The sequence below is a fragment of the Planctomycetaceae bacterium genome (genome assembly GCA_021371795.1).
Classification (GTDB): Bacteria; Planctomycetota; Phycisphaerae; order Sedimentisphaerales; family UBA12454; genus UBA12454.
On sequence record JAJFVK010000004.1, the window covers coordinates 146658 to 169255 of the forward strand.

At 43.0% G+C, this 22598-nt stretch carries 20 protein-coding genes; 14 read left to right on the forward strand and 6 right to left on the reverse strand.

All coding sequences use genetic code 11. The features are described from left to right. Positions 1–413 precede the first annotated feature (413 nt). Together LLF92_02065 and LLF92_02070 are read left to right on the forward strand one after the other, a co-directional pair. Positions 414–2993, forward strand: coding sequence for an ATP-dependent Clp protease ATP-binding subunit (locus LLF92_02065; GenBank protein MCE5339902.1), 2580 nt, complete (start codon positions 414–416; stop codon positions 2991–2993). Between the two features lie 142 nt (positions 2994–3135). Further along, a complete protein-coding gene (locus LLF92_02070) occupies positions 3136–3990 on the forward strand; it encodes a hypothetical protein (protein ID MCE5339903.1) in 855 nt (284 codons plus the stop codon). A gap of 883 nt (positions 3991–4873) precedes the next feature. Here the strand turns inward: LLF92_02070 and LLF92_02075 are convergent. Further along, complete coding sequence (locus LLF92_02075; GenBank protein ID MCE5339904.1) at positions 4874–5248, reverse strand: hypothetical protein; 375 nt, start codon at positions 5246–5248, stop codon at positions 4874–4876. Then, positions 5249–5581 carry a hypothetical protein gene (locus LLF92_02080; protein ID MCE5339905.1) on the reverse strand — a complete coding sequence of 111 codons (333 nt, stop codon included), beginning with the start codon at positions 5579–5581 and terminating at the stop codon, positions 5249–5251. A gap of 282 nt (positions 5582–5863) precedes the next feature. Here LLF92_02080 and LLF92_02085 point away from each other — a divergent pair, with 282 nt between their 5' ends. The 4 genes from LLF92_02085 to LLF92_02100 all read left to right on the forward strand — a co-directional run bounded on the left by LLF92_02085 (position 5864) and on the right by LLF92_02100 (position 11139). Beyond that, entirely contained in the window at positions 5864–6058 is a 195-nt protein-coding gene (locus LLF92_02085) for a hypothetical protein (protein ID MCE5339906.1), read from the forward strand. 319 nt (positions 6059–6377) lie between these two features. Further along, positions 6378–7670 carry a glycosyltransferase family 4 protein gene (locus LLF92_02090; protein MCE5339907.1) on the forward strand — a complete coding sequence of 431 codons (1293 nt, stop codon included), beginning with the start codon at positions 6378–6380 and terminating at the stop codon, positions 7668–7670. A gap of 110 nt (positions 7671–7780) precedes the next feature. Further along, a complete protein-coding gene (locus LLF92_02095) occupies positions 7781–9007 on the forward strand; it encodes a glycoside hydrolase family 57 protein (protein MCE5339908.1) in 1227 nt (408 codons plus the stop codon). Between the two features lie 128 nt (positions 9008–9135). Beyond that, on the forward strand, positions 9136–11139 hold the full coding sequence (locus LLF92_02100; GenBank protein ID MCE5339909.1) for an amylo-alpha-1,6-glucosidase: 2004 nt from the start codon (positions 9136–9138) through the stop codon (positions 11137–11139). Positions 11140–11202: 63 nt separating this feature from the next. On the opposite strand, the gene nikR is transcribed toward LLF92_02100, so the two are convergent. Continuing rightward, a complete protein-coding gene (nikR, locus tag LLF92_02105) occupies positions 11203–11619 on the reverse strand; it encodes a nickel-responsive transcriptional regulator NikR (GenBank protein MCE5339910.1) in 417 nt (138 codons plus the stop codon). Next, a complete protein-coding gene (locus tag LLF92_02110; GenBank protein MCE5339911.1) occupies positions 11616–11969 on the reverse strand; it encodes a cupin domain-containing protein in 354 nt (117 codons plus the stop codon). The genes nikR and LLF92_02110 overlap by 4 nt, the downstream gene beginning before the upstream one ends. A 295-nt stretch (positions 11970–12264) precedes the next feature. Between LLF92_02110 and LLF92_02115 the strand changes: the two genes are divergently transcribed. The 3 genes from LLF92_02115 to LLF92_02125 all read left to right on the forward strand — a co-directional run bounded on the left by LLF92_02115 (position 12265) and on the right by LLF92_02125 (position 14312). Next, entirely contained in the window at positions 12265–13308 is a 1044-nt protein-coding gene (locus LLF92_02115; protein ID MCE5339912.1) for a hypothetical protein, read from the forward strand. Positions 13309–13311: 3 nt separating this feature from the next. Continuing rightward, positions 13312–13968: a type II secretion system GspH family protein gene (locus LLF92_02120; protein ID MCE5339913.1), complete on the forward strand. Its 657-nt coding sequence runs from the start codon at positions 13312–13314 to the stop codon at positions 13966–13968. 77 nt (positions 13969–14045) lie between these two features. Beyond that, on the forward strand, positions 14046–14312 hold the full coding sequence (locus LLF92_02125) for a hypothetical protein (protein MCE5339914.1): 267 nt from the start codon (positions 14046–14048) through the stop codon (positions 14310–14312). A 1-nt stretch (position 14313) separates the two neighbouring features. Here the strand turns inward: LLF92_02125 and LLF92_02130 are convergent, their stop codons facing one another. Further along, positions 14314–14805 carry a metallophosphoesterase gene (locus LLF92_02130; protein MCE5339915.1) on the reverse strand — a complete coding sequence of 164 codons (492 nt, stop codon included), beginning with the start codon at positions 14803–14805 and terminating at the stop codon, positions 14314–14316. A gap of 107 nt (positions 14806–14912) precedes the next feature. On the opposite strand from LLF92_02130, the gene LLF92_02135 reads away from it, so the two are divergent. From LLF92_02135 to LLF92_02145, 3 genes are all read left to right on the forward strand, one after another. Next, positions 14913–16124, forward strand: coding sequence for a 6-phosphofructokinase (locus LLF92_02135; GenBank protein ID MCE5339916.1), 1212 nt, complete (start codon positions 14913–14915; stop codon positions 16122–16124). An 87-nt stretch (positions 16125–16211) separates the two neighbouring features. Then, positions 16212–16658: a hypothetical protein gene (locus tag LLF92_02140; GenBank protein ID MCE5339917.1), complete on the forward strand. Its 447-nt coding sequence runs from the start codon at positions 16212–16214 to the stop codon at positions 16656–16658. Positions 16659–16759: 101 nt separating this feature from the next. Further along, the gene (locus LLF92_02145) at positions 16760–17521 is read left to right on the forward strand and encodes a sulfite exporter TauE/SafE family protein (GenBank protein MCE5339918.1); all 762 of its coding nucleotides are present in this window, start codon (positions 16760–16762) and stop codon (positions 17519–17521) included. Between the two features lie 18 nt (positions 17522–17539). Here LLF92_02145 and LLF92_02150 read toward each other — a convergent pair whose 3' ends face one another. Next, positions 17540–18163 (reverse strand): hypothetical protein, encoded by a 624-nt coding sequence (locus LLF92_02150; protein MCE5339919.1) that lies wholly within the window; start codon positions 18161–18163, stop codon positions 17540–17542. A 347-nt stretch (positions 18164–18510) separates the two neighbouring features. Here LLF92_02150 and LLF92_02155 point away from each other — a divergent pair, with 347 nt between their 5' ends. Further along, positions 18511–20658 (forward strand): hypothetical protein, encoded by a 2148-nt coding sequence (locus LLF92_02155; protein MCE5339920.1) that lies wholly within the window; start codon positions 18511–18513, stop codon positions 20656–20658. A 116-nt stretch (positions 20659–20774) separates the two neighbouring features. Beyond that, positions 20775–22595, forward strand: coding sequence for a HAMP domain-containing protein (locus LLF92_02160; GenBank protein MCE5339921.1), 1821 nt, complete (start codon positions 20775–20777; stop codon positions 22593–22595). Positions 22596–22598 lie beyond the last annotated feature (3 nt).

Sequence of the window (22598 nt, forward strand, 5' to 3'; positions counted from 1 at the left end):
GGCAGTTACTGCCAGACAAATTGAAGATTGAAGATTGTAGATTGAAGATTTCATAGGTTAAACCTGTTTTTTCGCATCTTTCCGATAATGGTACGCTCATTGCACTATATTTAAAAAGTCCGGCCAAAAGCCGTTCAAAAATTTTGATTTTTGCATTTTGATATTTGATTTATCTATTAGGGATGTCTTGTGATTAGAATGGCGAAAAAAGGCGTTTTTTTCATTCAGTGATGGTCTTCTTTAGTCGATAACTCACTTGATACCAATATAAATGTGGTTATTGTCGGATTGTCGTCCGATAAAATGAACCTTACGGCAATTAAAACATTATAAAGTAAGGTTATCATTGAAAATTGAATACTTAAGATTTAGAATTGGTCATTAGAATCAATACACAGCTTATGAGGTAAAATATGTTTGAACGTTTCACGGACAGAGCACGGAAGGTAATGGCGCTGGCAAATCAGGAAGCGCAGCGTTTCAATCACGAGTACATCGGCACGGAACACATCCTGCTCGGACTTGTTAAAGAAGGTTCGGGTGTCGGAGCCAATGTTCTGAAAAACCTCGATGTCGATATAAAGAAACTCCGGCTGGAAGTTGAAAAGCTCGTCAAGAGCGGCCCCGATATGGTTACGATGGGCAAACTTCCGCACACTCCCCGCGCAAAGAAAGTTATCGAGTTCGCAATCGAAGAAGCTCGGTCGCTCAATCATAATTACATCGGAACCGAACACCTGCTGCTCGGCCTCCTTCGCGAAACTGAAGGCGTAGCCGCACAGGTTCTTATGAATCTCGGCCTGAAACTCGAAGACGTTCGTCAGGAAGTTTTGAATCTGCTCGGCGCAGGCGTTGACAACAGTATGCCTTCGCTTGATATGAAAATGGACCCATCGATGGGCGGCGGAGCTAAAGGCGCACCCGGCGGTCAGAAGAGCAGAACACCCGCTCTCGACAGTTTCGGCAGAGACCTGACACAGCTTGCCGCTGAAGGCGAACTTGACCCCGTTATCGGCAGAAGAATCGAAATTGAAAGACTTGTGCAAATCCTTTGCAGAAGAACGAAAAACAATCCTGTACTCATCGGCGAAGCTGGCGTTGGTAAAACCGCAATCGTCGAAGGACTCGCGCAGCGAATTTGTGATAAGCAGGTTCCCGAAATACTTCGCGACAAACGAATCGTATCGCTTGACCTTGCATTGATGGTTGCCGGCACGAAGTACAGAGGTCAGTTTGAAGAAAGAATCAAAGCTGTTATCAACGAAGTCAAACGCGCGAAAAATGTTGTGCTGTTCATTGATGAACTTCATACATTAGTCGGAGCAGGCGGCGCAGAAGGCGCTATCGATGCTTCGAATGTTTTGAAGCCCGCTCTTTCGAGAGGCGAAGTACAGTGTATCGGTGCGACGACTTTCGACGAGTACAGAAAATATATCGAAAAAGACGCGGCTTTAGAAAGAAGATTCCAGACAATCGTTGTTGAGCCGCCGAGCAAAGAAGAGGCTCTTGAAATTCTCAAAGGTCTTCGCGACAGATACGAAGCTCACCACAGAGTAACCTTCAGCAATGAAGCGCTCTATCAGGCCGTTGAGCTTTCCAGCAGATATATCACAGGCAGATGTATGCCTGATAAGGCAATCGATGTTATCGATGAAGCGGGCGCGTGCGTCCGCTTGAAGAATATGACGACTCCGCCGAATCTTGCGGAGATTGAGAAGGAAATCGAAAAGATTCAGCTCGAAAAAGACGAAGCTGTGAAGACTGCGGATTATGAAAAAGCCGCGGCGCTTCGCGACCAGTGCCAAAAACTTTTAGATAAGAAAGCACAGGTTCAGCAGGAATGGTATGATAAGAATAAAGAAAACGCCGGCGAAGTTGATACTGAAATCATCGCTGAAGTTGTCAGCAAGATGACGGGCGTGCCGCTCAAGCGTTTGGAAAAACAGGAAGCGCAAAGACTGCTCGACCTCGAAGGCGAATTACATAGAAGAGTTGTCAGCCAGGATGAGGCTGTTACGGCTATCTCCAAAGCTGTTCGCAGGAGCAGAAGCGGTTTGAAAGACCCGAATCGTCCGATGGGTTCGTTTATATTCATTGGCCCAAGCGGCGTTGGTAAAACATTGCTCGCAAGAGCGCTTGCTGAATTTATGTTCGGCGATGAAGACGCTCTGATTCAAATCGATATGAGCGAATATATGGAGAAGCACAATGTCAGCAGACTTGTCGGCGCTCCTCCGGGATATGTCGGTTACGAAGAAGGCGGCCAGCTTACCGAACGTATCAGACGCAGACCTTATGCGGTATTGCTGCTTGATGAAATCGAAAAGGCGCATTCGGATGTTTACAATATGCTTCTTCAGATTATGGAAGAAGGCCGATTGACAGACAGTTTCGGCAGACATATCGATTTCAAGAACGTCATTTTGATTATGACAAGCAACATCGGCGCAGACCTGATTAAGAATCAGGCCGGTTTCGGTTTCGGCAAACGCACCGCTGAAGCGAACTACGAAAAAATGAAGGATATGCTTAATAAGGAAGTCGAACGTCACTTCAGACCTGAATTTTTGAACAGGCTTGATGATATGATTGTATTCCATTCTCTTACAAAGGATGATTTGACTACAATCGTCGAATACGAACTCAATAAGGTATTCAAACGCCTGACCAAACAGGGTTATCGTATGGAAGTCGCACAGGCGGCAAAAGAATTCCTCATTGAGAAGGGATATAATTCTGAATTTGGAGCTCGTCCATTGCGTCGTGCGATTGAACGTTATATTGAAGATACGCTTTCGGAAAATATTCTCCGCGGCGAATTCAAAGGCAAGAACGTTATCAAAATCGAAGTGCAGGACGAAGACCACCTGAAATTCGAAGGCTTATTTGAAGAAAAGCCAAAGGTCGAACCAGTCGCGGCGGCGGCAGCAATCGCACCGGCTGCAAACGACGCCCAGCCAAACGCCGACCAAAGCCCGACCGAAGGTACGTAACGAATTTAAGATTTAAAAATTCATATTTAATATTTTAAAGCCTCTTGATTTTCAGGAGGCTTTTTTGTTTATAAAGCTATAGAATTATGCTAAAGTATTCTATTAATTTTGATATTTGATATTTAATTTTTGATATTGTTATATGGCCAGTCACAATTTAGCACGAATAAAAATCGAAGACTACGATATCGTCGGCTACTCGGTAGCGGGCGAAGAGACTGTCGTGTCGATACCGCAGCTTGATGTCTGTTTCGACATCGGCAAAGCGCCCGACCAGCTTATAAGCATAAACAATTGTTTGCTCACGCACGGCCATATCGACCACGCGGCTGGTATCGCGTATTATCTTTCGCACAGAAAATTCTGCGGACAAAAAGCGGGCACTGTTTTAGCGTCTGAAAATGTGCTGTCTTGTATTGAAGATATAATCAAAACATGGGGCAGACTCGACGGCAGCAGAATACAGGCCAATCTTGTTCCGATGGAAGACGGCAAGGACTATTTCATCAAACCGAATCTTTTCGTTCGTGCTTTCGCGACAAAACACTGCAAAGGTTCACTGGGTTTTACCGTTATTGAAACAAAGAAAAAGCTAAAGGAAGAATATCTCGGTCTTACCGGCCACGAGCTTGTCGAGCTGAAGAAGAAAAATATCGAGATTGATTATCCGGTCGAAACTCCGATTGCGACGTATCTGGGCGATACGAGATATGTGGATTTTTCAAAATACGATTTCATCGCCAAGAGTAAATTTCTGATTGCCGAGTGTACGTTCATCGCCGATGAGCATACCGACAGGGCGCTTGCCGGCGAACACATGCACCTTGATGATTTTGTAAAAATGGTTGGCGAACTTGACAATCAACACGTGATTGTAACACACTTGAGTCAGAGAACATATATTGTTGAAGCGAAAAAAATGCTCAAGGAAAGATTAAGCCCCGATATGTTCGCAAAGACAATTCTGCTGATGGACAGAAAAAACCACATCAAATAATTGAAGATTGTCGAAGACCCCTTCGGGGAAGATTGGATTTTCGTTACAATCAGAGCCGCGACCGTAAGCGAGCGGGTTTCAGTTTCTAAAAAGTCAAACGAAATCGTAAATATATGTGTTGAAGCGGTTTGATAAGGCAGAAAGACAAATGGATGTTTTTCATGAAATTTTTTTTCTGCCGAAATCAACGACATAATAAAATCAAAATTCCAAATTGGATGTTCGATGTTCAGTGTTCGATGTTGGACGTTCAGAAAATCTTCGTGTCTATTCGTGCGTTTTCGTGGTTTCAAAATCCGTGTTGTCAGTGTAATCAGCGATAAAAAATAAAATTAAGAAAAAAATATTAGTGCCTTGGTGCCTTAGTGGCTGCGTAAAAGTAACGCAAGTTTTCCAAAACCCCATTTTCAACTTTTACGATTTCTTACGATTTTACTGCATTTCATTGCTCATTTAGTTTAATTCACTTCATTTTACTGTCTTTTTGTTTCATTTTGTTACCATCAAAACTTGCGCCTTGCGTGATTTTGCGAAAAAGTCGCGCACGTTTGGTTAAATCAGAACTTGCGCATACAACATATAGTGTACCTGAAATTTTGCGCAAGCCGAAACCTGCGCGAAATTTGTGAATTTTAGAAAATTTTGATTTTTGTGAATGTTTTAAAATGTTTTTTGAGTGTTTTGTCTGAAACGTGCGCATATTGCGCGCAATTTTGAAAAAAAACGGGAAAAATGAAAATTCCGCTAACTCTCTTTTTGATATTGAATTGTATCAAAATTTTGCGAGAACTTGCGCATTCTGATTTTTGCGAAAAAGCGTTATAAGTCTTTATTTCCCGTTGAATCGCCGGATTTACGAACGATAAAACGTGCGCGTTTTAATTTATTCTTCGGTTTCCTGCGAGTCTTGTTTTTGCAAATCGCCGATTGAGCATGGCTCTGCGACTTTTCTATAGCCGAGTGTTTGGACGATTTCCAAAACTTCTGTCCAGCTTGGGAAAGGTTTGTTGTTTTGCTTTTTATATTGGTTAACGGCCATTACAAATGTAAACTGTTCATCGGTCATCTGGCCTTCTTCGGCTGCGCGCCTATCGTCAGAGCGTCTTACGCCGGGGCCGCGGCGGCGGTCGAGGTTCATTCTTCTATCGGATGCACTTGCACGTCTTTCAGCGGTCTGCTGTCTTGCCTTTGCGTAACAACTATCTAAATCTGCTTTATATTCTTCCACTTCTATTACCTCATTTAATGTCGTTTGCATTTAAATCTCGTTTCCATCGTTAAAATTATTTTGGTTGTCGTATGGGTTGTCCCATTCAGAATCATTGAACGCGTCGTCTAAGAAATTGTCGAAATCCTGCTCCGACTCGATAATTTTTTGAGCCTGGTCGAGCAGATGTTCCGGCACCATCACCGCTATACCAATTACGGCCATCGAATAACTTTTCTGCGTCGCTGTTATAGCGGGAATATTATTCTTAATGAGAATGTCGCGATAGTCATTTGCTAAATCGACATCCTCGGCGATAGCGACCGTAACATAGTCCTCCAAAGCCGATTTCTGGTTATTCACATTTTCATCGTTACTGTTCATAATTCGCTTTCAGAGGCTCGCTCGTATTAACTGCGTAAAACGAGTAAGTCCAAAGATGCTGTAAAACGGTCTCTGAAAGTGTTTTCGACCAAAAACAAGGGTCGGATAATGTAAAAAAGTGAGTAAAACAGCCAATAAATGCAAAATTTTGTACTTTTTCGCAAATTTTTTGTTGCAAAAGGTCTTATAAAGGCACAGAATACCGTCCAGTAAGTCGGTTCTGTCGTAATGAGCCGATAATAAAAAGGAATTGTTGTTTTATTTGCATGGAGGAATCCTAACATGGCAAAGAAAAAAGCTGGAAAAGAGTCTTTGATTGTTGCAAGCAAAGTCAAAGCATATGTAAAGAGCAAAAAGATGATGACATCTGCTGATGCTCTTGGCGCTTTAAGCGATAAAATTTATTGTATGCTTGATGGCGCTTGCGAAAGAACAAAGGCTAACAGACGCAGCACTTTGAAGCCGCAAGATCTGTAATAGTTACAGATTCGAAAACAACGAAACCGACCTCTACAATATTTGAAATCTCAAAAAGATATTTTAAATTAATAGTGGTCGGTTTTTTTTGTTAAAAACTTAATAATATTTTTCCTCGATTGTATTTTTAAGCATTTATTACACTTTTTTTCGACTTTCCATAACTTTACGTCCTATAACCATCAAAAGCCTGCCTGACGATACTGAAAATTGATTTTATAGGAACAATTTATTAATTATAGATGGGGAAAAAACCGATTATACATATTATACATAATTTTATTTTATAATCGGAGAATTGTAAATCTTGAAGGTGTTTATGTTAGGTTGGGAATTCCCGCCATTCATTAGTGGCGGTCTTGGCACAGCTTGCTATGGTTTGACAAAAGCTATGAGCAAACTGGGTCTGGAAATTACGTTCGTTCTGCCAAGAATGGTACGTGCCGAAGGTATGTCCAGCCATATAAATCTCCGAACACCAGCCGACATCAAGGGCGGCCATCTCGAATGGGAAACCGAAGAGATAAAAAATCTGCGGATTAAGACCATCGATTCTCCGTTGCAGCCTTATGACACTCCGGAATCATATCAAAGCGAAATCGAAGAGATTATCCGCACCAAAAAAGAAAGAATGACGGGCATTGTTGACAATGACCATCTGCAGGACAACGGTCATTACGCAGGCGATATGTATTCTGAAGTGCATCGTTACGCCGCGGCAGCAGTTAGACTGGCGCAGCAGGAAAGTTTCGATGTTATTCACGCACACGACTGGATGACTTATTCGGCCGGTATCGCAGTGGCGGCAATCAGCGGCAAACCGCTGGTAATTCACGTTCACTCGACTGAATTCGACCGCAGCGGCGAACATGTGAATCAAATGATTTACAATCTTGAGCGGGCAGGTATGCACGCGGCGGACAGGATTATCGCTGTCAGCTATCTTACAAAAAATATTATTTTGTCACGCTACGGTGTAGCCGGCGACAAAGTTGAAGTTGTTTATAACGGTATCGAAAAGAACGGCAGCAGTTTTGGACTGGGCAAAATCGGAATCAGCAGAGATGAAAAAATCGTGCTGTTCCTCGGCAGAATCACAATGCAGAAAGGCCCGGAATATTTCCTCGGCGCAGCCAAGAAGGTTCTCGAAGTTATGGACAATGTCCGCTTCGTTATGGCAGGTTCCGGCGATATGATGAAACGAACAATCGAACTGGCAGCCCAACTCGGTATCGGCGGAAAAGTATTGTTCACAGGCTTTTTACGCGGTGAAGACGTCCGCAAAGTCTATGAAAGAGCCGACCTTTATGTTATGCCCAGCGTATCAGAGCCTTTCGGCATCGCACCGCTTGAGGCGCTCAATAACGATGTGCCGGTATTAATCAGCAAACAAAGCGGCGTTTCAGAAGTTCTGACGCACGTTTTGAAAGCGGATTTTTGGGACGTAAACGAAATCGCAAATAAAATCGTCGCGGTATTAAAATACCCGCCTCTGCAAATGACACTCAAAGAACATGGAAACTATGAGGTCAGGAAGTTGAAATGGGAAGACGCCGCTGAAAAATGCAAACAGGTATATTTACAGGTTATAGAACAAGCTGTCTGCGTTTAACCGAAAATAAAAAATAAAAATGTAAAATGAAAAATTAAGGAAGTCGTCCCGCAGGGACTCCAATTTTTTTATATTTTATATTTAATTTTGTTATCAAGGGATTGATATATATGCCATCAGTTTGCTTTTATTTTCAGGTACATCAGCCATTCAGGTTGAGGCACTATACCGTTTTCGATCACGACCACAGATATTTTGACGAATTCAAAAACAAATCCATTTGTCAAAAAGTCGCCAACAAATGCTATTTGCCCGCCAACAGAGTAATTCTCGATTTGATTAAACAGCACGAAGGCAGATTTCGCGTGGCATACAGTATCACCGGCATTTTGCTCGAACAACTGGCCGATTACGCGCCGGAAGTGATGAGCACATTCGATGCGCTGGCAAGAACCGGCTGTGTGGAATTTCTGGCCGAGACTTATTATCACAGCTTGAGCTTTTTATACTCGCGCGGCGAGTTCAGAGACCAGATTTTTAAGCATATTGATACAGTTGAAACGCTTTTTGGGCAAAGGCCGAGGGTTTTCCGCAATACCGAACTAATATATAGTAATGATTTAGCGGCCGAACTGGAGTCTATGGGTATTTTTGATGGCGTTATTACAGAAGGTGCTGACAAAATACTATGGGGCAGGAGTCCTAATTTTCTGTATAAGCCGCCGGGAGACGGCAAAATCAAGATTTTGCTCAAAAATTACGCATTGAGCGATGATATAGCTTTTCGATTCTCGAACCGAGGCTGGAATGAATGGCCTTTAAAAACGGAAAAATTCACAAATTGGGTAAATCAGATAAACGGCAACGGATACGTAGCCAATCTGTTTATGGATTATGAAACTTTCGGCGAACATCAATGGGAGGATACCGGCATATTCGATTTCCTTAGGTATTTGCCAGGCGAGGTATTAAAGCATCCGGATAATAATTTCAAAACGCCTTCAGAAGCGATTGCATCTTATCCGGCAACGGATACAATAGATGTGCCGACGCTGATAAGCTGGGCGGATACGGAACGAGATGTCTCGGCATGGCTGGGCAATGCGATGCAGTCGAACGCGCTGCACGAAATTTACCGTATGGAACAGAATATTAAAAAGGCAGGCGATGTTAAATTGCTTTCTGACTGGCGCAAGCTGCAGACGTCAGACCATTTTTATTATATGTGCACCAAGTGGTTTTCAGACGGCGATGTTCATAAATATTTTAATCCTTATGATTCACCTTATGACTCTTATATTAATTTTATGAACATCATTGGCAATCTCGAAAAGAGATGCGGCAAACATCCGAAAGTCCGCAAGAAAACCAGTGAGACCGAACAGGTAGTAATATAGTGATTCATATACCCTTAAGGGTAGTAAATTCCCGCGATTGGAAGAGTAAGGTAATATTTTAAAGCACTTACCCGCGGATTAACGGGAAAATTCAATAGTGATCAGTATATATAGGAGCTAAAAGAGTCGTGGCTGAACAAACTCTTCAAATATCAAAACCGCAACATGCGAATAAGACCGAGTACGAAAGGCTTGTGAACACCGAATGGCTGCTGACCAACAGGCGGGGCAGTTTCGCGTGCGGCAGTCTTTGCGGAACAAATACCCGTCGTTATCATGGTCTGCTTGTCGGCGCGATTAAGCCGGTCATCAACAGAACTGTTGCGCTGGCCAACTGTCTTGAAACAATAATCACAGAACGCGACAGGTTCAATCTAAATCATTTCGAGTTCGACCCGCCTTCAACGGATAAGCCTGCGGTATTACCGAAAGGTTTTAGTAAAGACGTTGGTGTGCATTTCAATTACTCGACGCCGCAGTTCGACCTTGTCAAAAGCATTTATCTGGCAGGCGATGCTGATATTGTCGCAATCGAATATAATTTTACATTAGTTCGTGAAAAATTCGAATTCAACGTCAGGCCGCTGGCCGCGATGAGAAGTTATCATCATCTCGGCAAGAGGAGTGAGCAATTCAGCTCTGAACTGCAAGAAGATTTTCTGATTGTAAAAAACAGTGATATGCCGGAAGTGCAGCTTCTGATGGCGACCGACGAAATGGCTTTCATCGAAGAAAAGCAATGGTGGCACAATTTCTTCTACCGCGTGGAAAAGAAACGCGGATTCGATTATGCGGAGGATTTGTGGTCGCCTGGCTATTTTAGAAGAACTATCGACGGCCCTGTAAGAATTGTGTTATGGTCCGGCTTCGGCAACAGCACGTTCAGTTCTAAAATGATAGGTCTGGATATCGATGTAATAATCGACGACCTGAAATTACAGCACAAGCAATTAGTAAGTAATCTCAAAGTAAAAGACGACACTATTCAACTGCTTGCATTGGCCGGCGACCAGTTCGTTATAGACAAGAAGGTTGAAAAACTTAAAACAAAATCGATAATCGCCGGCTTCCCATGGTTCGCCGATTGGGGCAGAGACGCGTTTATATCGCTCGAAGGTCTGCTGCTTTGCTGTGGTAGGTACGATGATGCCAACGCGGTACTGCTGAACTTTGCGTACAACGCCGACGAAGGTATGATTGCCAATTTCTTCGGCGACGACCAGACCGGCGCAAGCTATAATAGTATCGATGCGTCGCTATGGTTTATTCATGCGGCGTTCAAATATCTAAAAGCCAGCAACGACACAAGAGGTTTCAGTTCAAGACTGATGCCGGTCATTCGCTGGATTATAGATTCTTATCTGCAGGGCACGAAATTCGGAATCAAAGCCGACACCGACAGCTTAATCACCGGCGGTTCGCTCGATACTCAACTGACGTGGATGGACGCAAAGTGTAATGGTGAAGTAATGACGCCTCGCAACGGCAAGGCTGTGGAAATAAACGCGCTGTGGTACAACGCGGTTTGTAATTGTGCGGAATTTTATCGCGGCAAAGACGCGGTGCTGACCGAAAGATTTCAAAACCTGTCCGAAAGAATCTCTGACGGTTTCACCAGATGTTTCTGGTATCAGCATGGCCGATACCTTTACGATTGTGTAAACAACGATTACAAAGACACAAGCGTTCGGCCGAATCAGATTTTCGCGGTATCGCTTCCGTTCTCGCCTTTGGATATTGAAAAACAAAAAGCGGTCGTAGCGTGTGTCGAGGAAAATCTATTAACGCCTTACGGGCTGCGGACTCTTGCGCCGGGCGACGCTAAATATATCGGCACATATCGCGGCGGGCCAAGCGAGCGCGACAGGGCATATCATCAGGGCACAGTATGGCCGTGGCTCATCGGCGGATTTACCGAAGCGTACCTGAAAGTCAATAATCACAGTAAGCAGAGCAAAAAAATAAGCATCGACAGACTCCAACCTCTTCTTGAACATTTCGCAAACAGCGGATGCATAGGAAGCATAAGTGAAGTGTTTGACGGCGACGAGCCGCATCTTTGCGGAGGCGCTTTCGCACAGGCATGGAGCGTGGGCGAAGTTCTGCGTGCGTATATGATGGCACACACATAAAATAAATCAAAAATCAAAATGTAAAAATCAAAATTGCAGAACGGCCTGATGGCCGGGCTGTTTTTATTCTTCTTTTTCCACAGCGACGAGATTTATATATCCGTGTTTTACTCCGCGAAGGCTAATCATTTTTTCGCCAAGTGTATTAATGTCGCACGCCATTCCCCTGACCAAAAGAACCTCAAGACAGTTGTTCCTGTCTATATAGACGTGGATTGATGAGATTGTTTTGACCGGTTTGTCATGGCCGAGTTTTTTGAATACTGACGAAATGTGTGCAGTATGATGATCGTAAACGAGGTATATCGCGCCGATTGCGGGAGTTCTTTTGTGTTCGAGTTTTTCTTTCGACAGTTGTTCGCGGATCAAATCACGAATTGCTTCCGAACGATTTTTGTATCCCTTTTCCGTGATTTCCTTGTCGAAAAGCTTGAGCAAATCGCTTTCGAGCGAAACTCCAATGCGCTCTATGTCACTCATTTTTTTTCTCCCGTGTCCGTAACCGTTCCTGTCGTCCCTACAGGGGCAACACAAAAAATATAAATTAAAGGTTCATCTGTATTATTGATAATATTATGTTCTGTTTTCGGCGGAATATAGGCAAATTGTCCTGCTTCAACGGCGATAACTTTCTTTTCAATGACTGCCTGGCCTTTTCCGGACAGGAAAATCAGCATTTCTTCCTGACTACCGGTGTTGTGCAGGCCGCAATCAAAACCGGGGTTCAAAAAAACCCTGCCTGAATGTAAGCCCTTTGTTTTCGGCGGCTTAAGCAATGATTGATATTCAGTGCTGTTCGGCAGTTCCTGTACAATCGATTTCAACGTCATCAAGTTACCTCCTAAAAACTTTTAGTACATTCTACCTAAACTTAAAAATTTATCAAATTATTTGATACCCTTTATGGTCGTAAATTCCCGCAATTGTGATGTATCTCGTCGCTCGTGAAGCGTGAAGCGAAATACGAGATACGTTTCACGAGATGCGATTGTCCCCGCGGATTATCGGTAAAATTTAATGACAACCGACAAAAATTCCTTGACGCGGTAATACATTTTTCTTATTATTATGCGCGTTGGTAGTACGAATTTTAATTTTTTATGCGCAAAAAGGGAAAAGAAGATCATGAGAGAAGCAGGAAGAAGAAGATTCTTTAGTTTGGCAATTACTATGTTGTTATTTTCTACAGTTTGTTTGGCGGAGAGCAACTGGAATTTGCAGGAGCCAAATTCTACGGGCGGAGCAAAAAGCTCGTGGGTAACCAGTACGGAGAAAGTTGCTGTTGAGGGAACTATTTTGAACAGACCGGAATATATGCTGAATGGAACGCCGAATTATAATGAAATTACAGGTAATCCTGGCGGTCAATGGCAGATGTACATTCAGGGTGATGTTGCAGCAGACCACTCGGGCACTGCTTTGTGGATGGGGCAAAATTATCAAAATATGATATATGCCGGTGGTTATGGCAGATATACAAACGAAGAGTGGGCAGCTCTTGTTAACCAATTAAATCACGATCCAGTTACCGGCCACAGATTTATGCCAGGCGATAAGGTTCAAATAACAGGCCTTGCGAAGTTTTATGCCGGTAAAATCAATCTCGGCGAACGACATAGTACAGACCCTGATAATGACGTTGCGATTTCACTTGTCGAACTCGGCGCGGGTCTGCCGGAGCCGGAGGTTGTAGAATTAGATAAGGTTAAAAATTCAAGCGATGCCTTTATATTCGACCAGACCAGAGCAACCGGCTGCGAATATTATCAGGGCAGACTTGTTCGTGTTAAAGATGTAAACTTTGTCAATCCTGGTTCGTGGGCGCCGGATACAACATTAACAGTAAAAGACGGTACGGGCAGAACATTTCCTGTTAAACTCGGCATTGGGCCGGGAATTACCGCAGGTTCAAATAACCTGACCACACAGTTTGACATCATCGCTATTTTTGACCAGGAAGATGGGACGAAGCCAAATACGGAAGGTTATTGCCTTTGGGTTGTAAATTATGATGGTAATGGTCAGATTCTCGGTGACGGATGCGATTTGACAGGCGTATTTGCCGCCGGCGATATTAATAAAGACTGCGTAGTGAACTTTGAAGATTTCGCAATGATGTCTGCGGATTGGCTCAAGTGCAGCAATCCTTTATTAAGTGGATGTGAATAAAAAATGATGAAACTAAAACGAGCTTTTACACTAACGGAATTATTGGTAGTTATATCAATAATAGCTTTGCTGCTTGCGGTACTTCTGCCGTCATTGTCAAAGGCTCGTTTACAAGCAAAAATAGTTGTAGTTAATGCCGAACTATCCGACATCGGTCTTGGCCTTGAGGCTTATTCTTTTGATAATTTTGGCAATTATCCGCCAACTCGTGTGGATTGCAACCCTGAAGCTCGTCCTTATATGTACGCTCTTCCACAGGAACTTGTCAAAGGCGGATATATGCCCGGCGGACAAGCAGGCAGCGTGTCATATTCTAAAATCGAGGACAAATTCAATCCCGGTATTCCATACAAATATATAGCTGTCGGGAAAAGATACGATTATTCGGGTTCGCCTACGACTCAATATCTGTGGATAGCTGACGGTTATCCGTGCAGCGCAGGTCAGACGTATCGTTCATACAAAGACCCTAAAATATCGCCTGTTACATGGGCGGTATTCAGTATTGGGCCAAAGTTTGATGAAAATAATCTGGCGAAGATAGACAAAGGATTTCCGGTTGATAAAACATATTGGTATTCCCCACAGGTACACAGCGGAATTATTACCAGAGTTAAACTTAAAGATAAACTCCAGCACATCGGCACATTCCTGAAATAGCAAAAACAGTCCTATTGTTTTTTTCATCTGTTCGGATACAATTCCGCGCTGACAGATTTTATTTAAAGGAATGAATTATGATTAAAGACCCACATATTATTCTCGGCGTTCATATCACAGACAGAATCAAACACGTTGGCCAGATTCAGCAGGTTTTAACAGAATTCGGATGCTATGTAAAAACACGTCTCGGTCTGCACGATGCGGGCAAGGATTTCTGTTCGCCGAATGGCCTGATGATTTTGGAACTTGCCGGCGATGCTAAAAAATGCGCAGAACTCGAGCAGAAATTGAAAGCAATCGAAGGCACAGACGTTCAAAAAATGGTCTTCACGCACGACTAAGCTATAAAGCAAATTCTTCAGTTTTTAAACTGTGTGTGTCGAGAATGACGAGGTTTCCTTTACCGCAGACCCAGTCGGTTGCTTCGCCGGGGTTGATTATCAATGTTCTGCCGACAGTTCGAATGTCTCTAAAATGTGTGTGGCCGTAAATGATGATGTCGTACTTCTGGCTGACGATAATTTCCTCCAGAACGCTGGGCTTGTGCGTCATAAAGATTTTCTTATCGCCGATTTCGCCGGAATACGGGTCCTGATAGATTTCGCCGCCAAAACTCTCCACTACGCTCTTTAGGACAAACTTTTCGCCGTCGTTATTGCCGTAAATCGCGATAAATTTCGCGTTTTTGCAGTCTTTAAACGCATTAGCCGTATATTGCGAGACAATATCGCCGGCGTGGAAGATATATTGAACCTTCTGGGTGTTGAAAATCTCTATCGCTTTCAAAACGTTGACGTGATGGTCGTGCGTGTCCGTAATTATGCCGATTTTCATTGCTGTTCCTTTTTCTAATTTTATCATTATAAAATATTGTCGAACTTTCGTCAAATATGTATAATACGCCGAAAATTTAAGTAATCTGATTTTTGAAAGGTATAAAAATGGCAAGTGCCCCGAAAGCAAATGCAATCGTAAGTCAATCCGGCGGCCCAACAGGCGTTATCAACGCATCACTGGTCGGCGTTATTGAAGAAGCAAAGAAACATCCTGAAATACAGAACCTCTACGGTGCTATCCACGCTGTAAGCGGTATCGTTAAGGAAAATTTCATAGACCTGATGAAAATATCCGGCGCTGAACTGGAAGTTACGGCCGCCAGCCCATCATCAGCACTCGGCTCAAGCAGAGACAAACCAGACGCTGAATATTGCAAGAAGGTTCTTGATGTCTTCAAGAAACGCGACATCCGCTATTTCTTCTACATCGGCGGCAACGATTCAGCCAATACCTGCCATATCATCAATACTATGGCTATCGAAGCGAAATATGAATTAAGGGCATTCCACGTTCCGAAGACAATCGACAACGACCTGCTCGTAACAGACCATTGCCCCGGCTTCGGCACAGCGGCGAAATTCGTATCGTGCGCTTTGATGGGCGATGATTTGGATAACAGGGCACTGCCGGGCATTAAAATCGATGTGATAATGGGACGCCACGCAGGCTTCCTGACAGCGGCAGCGGCCCTTGGCAAACAGAGAGACGATGACGGCCCGCACCTCGTGTATCTGCCGGAAAGACCAATCACAATGGATAAATTCCTTTCGGATGTCGATTCGGTTTACAAAAAATTAGGTCGCTGTGTTATCGCGGTTAGCGAAGGTATGAGCGATGTTGACCACAAGACGTGGGCTGAAAAGATTACCGAAACAAACGAGCGCGACTCGCACGGCAACGTTCAGCTTTCAGGTACCGGCGCTTTGGCTGATTTCCTCGCATCACAGATTAAGGCAAAATTGAAAGTTAAACGCGTTCGCGCAGACACTTTCGGCTATTTGCAGAGAAGTTTCGCAGGTTTGCAGTCGGCTGTCGATGTAACTGAAGCAAGATGGTGCGGCAGACACGCGGTTCAATTCGCGATGACGCAACTCAACGGCTCGGTCGCGATGAAACGCATAGGCAGCGGCAAGAACTACGGCGTTGAACTGTTCAGAACAGAGCTGAAAAACGTCGCTGAAAAAACAAAATCGCTTGCTGATGAATATATTAATAAAGACGGCAACGGCATAACACAAGCCTTTGTGGAGTATGCACTTCCGCTTACCGGCGGACTGCCGAAAACTGAATATCTCGGAAACAGACCGAAAATTTAATTGCGAGCAGTATAGTATAATTTTCCGAAATTTGTTTCGGCATGAGAGTATATCTACTCAATAGGTCTATTTCTGAAAGGATAGAGAATGAAACATACTAAAGTAATACTGGCTTTGTTTGTTATACTGTTGTTCAGTATGACGATGGCTTATGCCGGCGACAAAAAAGGCAAAGCTGACAAAAAATGCCAGGCCGTAAAGGCATGCAAAGACGTTAATGACAACAATACGGTAAAGCAATGTGCTGCGAAACGTAAAAACATGGAAAAATGCAAACAGGACGCAGCAAGCAAAGGCGAAAAGAAGGGCTGGTTCTCTTCGTGGTTTGGCCAAAAGGATGCAAAAACCTCCGACAAGACCTGCTCATCCAAATGCACAAAGGACTGCTCAAAATGTCCCCAAAAATGCACTATGAAAGATAAGGAAAAATGCGAAACGAAATGTCCTGCGATGCAGGCTAAAAGTATGAAGAATTGCAAAAAAGCGAAAGCCTGCCAAAAACCAGCAGACCCAAACGCACCTAAGACTAAATAGTTTTGGGATTGTTTAAAATGTATATGGCTGTGCCGGAGAATTTTCGGTACAGCCATTTTTTTTGCGTTCAGCACGAATCTGCTGTAAAATACCCGCTCTTTATGTTGTCTAATTTAATAAATTTGCTTCCGCAGGATTTCAGCAATGCTCAATGGTTGATACTTGGCTTGTGTGCAGTTCTTGTCGGCCTGAATAAAACCGCACTGCCGGGCGTGGGCATTGTCGTGGTGCCGCTGATAGCCTCGTTTTTTTCAGCGCGTGCTTCGACAGGATTGCTTTTGCCGATTCTTGCTTTGGCGGATTTGTTCGCGGTTGGTTATTATCATCGCCATGCGAACTGGAAAATAATTTTAAAACTTCTACCCGCGGCGGTGGTTGGCATCGCGGCCGGTTCAATTATAATTCGCCTGATTGACGACCAGACGCTTCGGCCTGTCATCGGCGTTATAGTTCTTGTGATGCTTGCGATGAATATTTTGAGAGAAAAATATCTGAAAGATGATTTTTCGCAGAGTATGTTTTTCGCTGTTATGATGGGTTTTCTGGCGGGCGTTACAACACAGCTTGCCAACGCGGCCGGCCCGATAATGACAATTTATCTGCTTGCGATGAGACTGCCCAAGTATGAATTTATTGGCACAGGCGCATTGTATGCCCTGATTCTGAACTGGCTCAAGATGGGAATCTTCGCGACCGAAGGCAGAATCACGATGCAGACGATGGCGGCTGATATTGCGATGCTTCCGCTTATTGCCGTCGGCGCAGTAGCGGGAATTTTCATCCTCAAAAAAGTTCCTCAAAAATGGTTCAATATCGCGGTGCAGTTTCTTGCCGCCGCCGCTGCGATTAAACTGCTTTTTTAAGTTTAGAAAATCGTTTGCCTAAAATTTATAAGAGAGACTTAAGCTGAACCAATATTCATCATTTTCGTTTACGGAATCTTCCCACGATGACTGATAATAGAATCCGGGTGTGAAGGTGAAATTATTTGTAAGCTCGAATGGCGATGCTATTTTGAAAACTGCGTGCGACCAGTCGTGATCGACGGAATTATAGCCTGTATTAGGAATGTAAGCGCCGTCGTTGTAAACCACATCAACGCCGAGTTGTACCGGCTGGCAGGTTGTGTTTGGCAGAATTTTCGGAAAGTTCAAAGTATATCCCAAACCAAAAATGTGAAACGAGCCGCCGTAATCGCGAACATCCGAATGCGATTCGGCCGGCCATAAATATACAAAAGTATAACTTGGCACAAGACCGCCGGGTAAAATCTTCGGCCATGAAAACGAAGAAAACACTTCCTGCATATTGGCTGTTTTTCTTGACATGCCGGGATAGGAATAATATGCCCATCCGATTTTATAATCTGTTGCAAAAATATCATCTTTGAAGAAGCTGCCGGTATAATATAGGGTGTAATCCAGTTCCTTGCTGTCTTCGAAGCCGCTTTGGTTTGCCATCGACGCCCAGATGTTAACGCCAAAGCCTGTTTGGTAAAGGTCCAAATCTATGCTCGGCTGAAATCCGCCGTGATTGTCAGGATAGCAATCGAAGCCTCTCCATATATATCTGCTTACATACGTCGCATCGAATGTGACGCCAAGTTTCTTTTGCGGTTGGGTTTCCTGTGCGGCAGAAAGAACTGCGGTGCAGGCAAAAAAGATGACTATTCCAATTAAAGGTTTTCTGTCTATTTTAACACCTCAATGATTACGTCAGACTTCTACTATATCGTCCAATAATTGAATGGAAATTCAATGTTTTTTGAAATCAGGTATTTACTGAAATAGAAATAGATACAGACTCATTCAAAAAGTGCCGAAATACTAATGGTATAATGGAGAAATGCCAAATGCTTGAGAAATCAAATAATAAAATTCCTCTGAAGCGCTACATTTCGCAGCGGTTCTTCAAAGCCGCTCTGCTTCCGCTTTTGGTGATTGAGTTGGCATTAGTTATAATATATTTTACGGTTAATGCTTACAACGCTTTTCAGACCAAACAAACTCTTGAAAAAATCAGTAAATCGCATTTGCAGGAAATCACCACCGGCCAGGCTTCAAGGATTAACGTACAACTTAATTCTGTTACATCGCTGGCTTACGTGCTTCAGCGTGAAACCGAACTATTTTTTAATAAGCCCGACTTGTTTGTGCGAACAGCAGATACTGCGAATTATGAGTTTGCGAAGAACGGTGTTTATTACAAATTGAAAGATGATGGGGGATGCAGCCTTTTTTATTCATCGCTATATCCGATCAGAGACGCGGAAAAAGAAAAGGCGGTGGGGTCCGAATCGCTCGACCCTATTTACCGAAATATTTATGAAAGCAACCGAAATATTGTCGCGGTTTATCTTAATACCTACGATTCGATGAATCGTTATTATCCATTCATGGAAGATTGTTATTCTCAATATCCGGCAGATATGAATATACCGGAATACAATTTTTATTATCTGGCCGACGCAATTCACAATCCGGAACGAAAACCTGTCTGGACGGAGTCGTATCTCGACCCGGCGGGAAAAGGGTGGATGATGTCGTGCATTGTTCCGATTTACAAGGGAGAATTTCTCGAGGGCGTAGTGGGTATCGATATCACGATAGATGAATTTATAAAAAATATTCTGGCACTGAATCTTCCGTGGAACGCCAAGGCGTTTCTGGTTGATTCCAACGGTATCATTATGGCAATGCCACAGGAAGCAGCTGAAGTGTTCGGCTTACAGGAACTTCAGAAATACGTTTACACGAATAAGGTTTATCAGGACACATTCAAACCAAACGAATTTAATCTGAAAAACAGCCGGAAGGAAATTGCTGAATCGGTAACGAATCTTATGGACAAACAGAAAGGCGTTGAAAGGCTCAATATAGGTGCTGCATCATATTTTCTCACACAGACAACAGTTGACGAGACAGGCTGGAAATTGTTCATTATCGCCGACAGAAATATAATTATTGCACCAGCGATTGCTCTGGTAAAAAATTTCGAAATCGTTGGATATCTGGCCATAGGTCTGATGGTATTGTTTTATCTGACGTTTTTCGCTTATCTGTTTAGGCACACGGCTATAATATCATCCGAACTGGCCTATCCTGTTGAGGCTATTGTTAAAGCGAGCTGTAAAATTTCCAAAGGTGATTATAATGCGGTGTTTACGCCGAGTAAAATAACGGAAATGGAACTTCTTTCATTCACATTTAGGGAAATGGCGAATGATCTTAAGAATTTACATTCTAATTTGGAATCAGCGGTAACGGAACGAACATTACAATTGGAAATGATAAATCAAGAATTAAAAAACTTTGTGTATGTTGCATCGCACGATCTTCGTGAGCCGTTACGGAAAATAACGGTCTTTGCGGAAATGCTTAAAAATTCTCTCAAAGACAAAGTTGACAATTCGGAAGCGGAAAATCTGCATTATATGGTTGACGGCGCAGAGAGAATGAAAAAAATGATTGACGGGCTTCTTGTTTATTCGCGAGTAAGTATGCAGCCGCACCCGTTCCAGCAAATAGACCTTAACGAAATTGTAAGCCAGATCAGCAAATTCGAGCTGTCTGTTCTTATCGAGGAAAAGAATGTAATCCTCGAAGTACCAAAACCACTTCCGGTTATAATGGGTGATGAATCGCAGATAACCCAGCTTTTACAAAATCTTATCGCCAACGGAATAAAATATCAGAAGAAAGATAATAAACCGATAATCAAAATCACATCCAAATCAGCCGCTGACGGTATGACGCAAATAGAAGTAGCAGATAACGGAATAGGAATCAAGCCCGAATATCACAGTGCCGTATTTGGAATGTTTAAACGCCTGCATGGCAAAGAATACGAAGGTACGGGAATTGGCCTTGCCACGTGCAAGAAAATTGTTGAAAGACACAATGGCAAAATCGGCCTCGAATCACAGCCCGACCAGGGCTCGACATTCTGGTTTACAATAGGCCAAGTGCCGGCAATGGCGAGCACAGTGGTCAATACCTGAGTCCTATAACAATTATTACAAAGTCTAAAATAATTATTAAATCGTTCCAAAACGCATATTAGTAATTCACCTCTAAAATATAGCCGAAAGAAGATATATACTTTGTAAGAGCACTAATGGATAACGTTAAGACATCACTGGTACGAAAAGTTGCTATCTGTATAGGACTGATATTTGTCCTGTTGCTGTCTCTCATTCTATTCGCATCCCAAGCAATAGTTCTGTCAGGTTTCCAAAAACTTGAGAAGCAGGATGTCCAAACAAATCTTACACGTGCCCAGCACAGTATCAACAATGAAATCAATGGTTTAGCCAGAACGTGCGGCGATTGGGCGATATGGGACGATGCACGTGATTACGTACTCGGCAAGAAGTCTGACTTTGTCACTGCTAACATTACAATGGAAGTTTTGTCAAATTTAGAACTTAATTTTATGATTTATTTGGACAAGGAAGGAAAAGTTGTCCATTCATCAGTTGTCGATTATGTAAATAAAACTGACGCCAATCTCCCTGAAGGACTCGAGGCGCTTCTTCTTAGCAAAAAGCTGTTAGCGAATCTTAAAGAGCCTGAAGACTGTAAAACAGGGATTGTGATACTATCCGATATTCCGGTATTGGTTGCGGCTCAACCGATAACAAATAATAACCGGAAAAAACCAATAAATGGAATGTTAATACTGGGCCGTTATCTGGATAATAATGTTATCGAGAAATTGCGCAAGAATACCTGCCTGGATGTTAAAATCTCAAAAAAAGAAATCAAGGCGGCATCACAAACTCAAGATGTCGTTGAAATATTGGATAAGAATATAATTTCAGGATATACTAACGTTTATGACATCGGCACGGATAAGCATATTACCTTGCAAATAGATATGCCGAGAAAAATATACCACTACGGCGAAAATACCATTCATTATTTTATCTTTACGATGGCATTAATCGCACTTTTGATTATGGCCAGCCTGCTGTATATTTTACAGATAATAGTGCTCAAGCCGCTGGATACACTTACGTCTAATTTTAACGAGCTCGACAAAAACGAGAATATTAGCACAAAACTATACACGGAACGCACTGATGAAATTGGAAGTCTTGCCCGCTCGTTTGATTCGCTGATAGGGCATTTGAAACAGCGAATGAGAGAATTGGCTGAAAAACAGTTTATGACAAATTGCCTGAATATCGAATTGACAAAGGCTTCTGATAAACTTCAGGAAACAAACGCGGAACTTAAAAATTTCGTGTATGTCGCATCGCACGACCTGCGCGAGCCTTTGCGGAAAATAACGGTCTTTGCCGAAATGCTTAAAAATTCTCTCAAAGACAAGATAGACCATTCAGAAGCGGAAAACCTGCATTATATGGTTGACGGCGCCGAGAGGATGAAAAAAATGATTGACGGTCTGCTTGTTTATTCAAGAGTAAGCACACAGCCGCATCCATTCCAGAAAGTTGACCTTAATGAAATAGTCTCGCAAATTGGCAAGTTCGAGCTGGCTGTTCTTATCGAAGAACAAAATGTGATCCTCGAAGTACCAAAACCTCTGCCGCTCATTGTTGGAGACGTTTCACAGATGACACAACTAATGCAGAACATTATAGCCAATGGAATAAAATATCAGAAGAAGGGCAACAGACCAGTAATCAAAATCACATCAAAACCTGCCGCTGACGGCATGGTGCAAATAGAAGTAACGGATAACGGCATTGGCATAAAGCCTGAATATCACAGTTCTGTATTTGGAATGTTTAAACGCCTGCATGGCAAAGAATACGAAGGTACGGGAATTGGTCTTGCCACGTGCAGAAAAATTGTCGAACGGCACAACGGTACAATCGGCCTCGAATCACAGCCCGGCCAAGGCTCGACATTTTGGTTCACAATTGCCCAGGTGTCTGCAACTATCGCTCAACCGGCTAACACGCAATAGCTA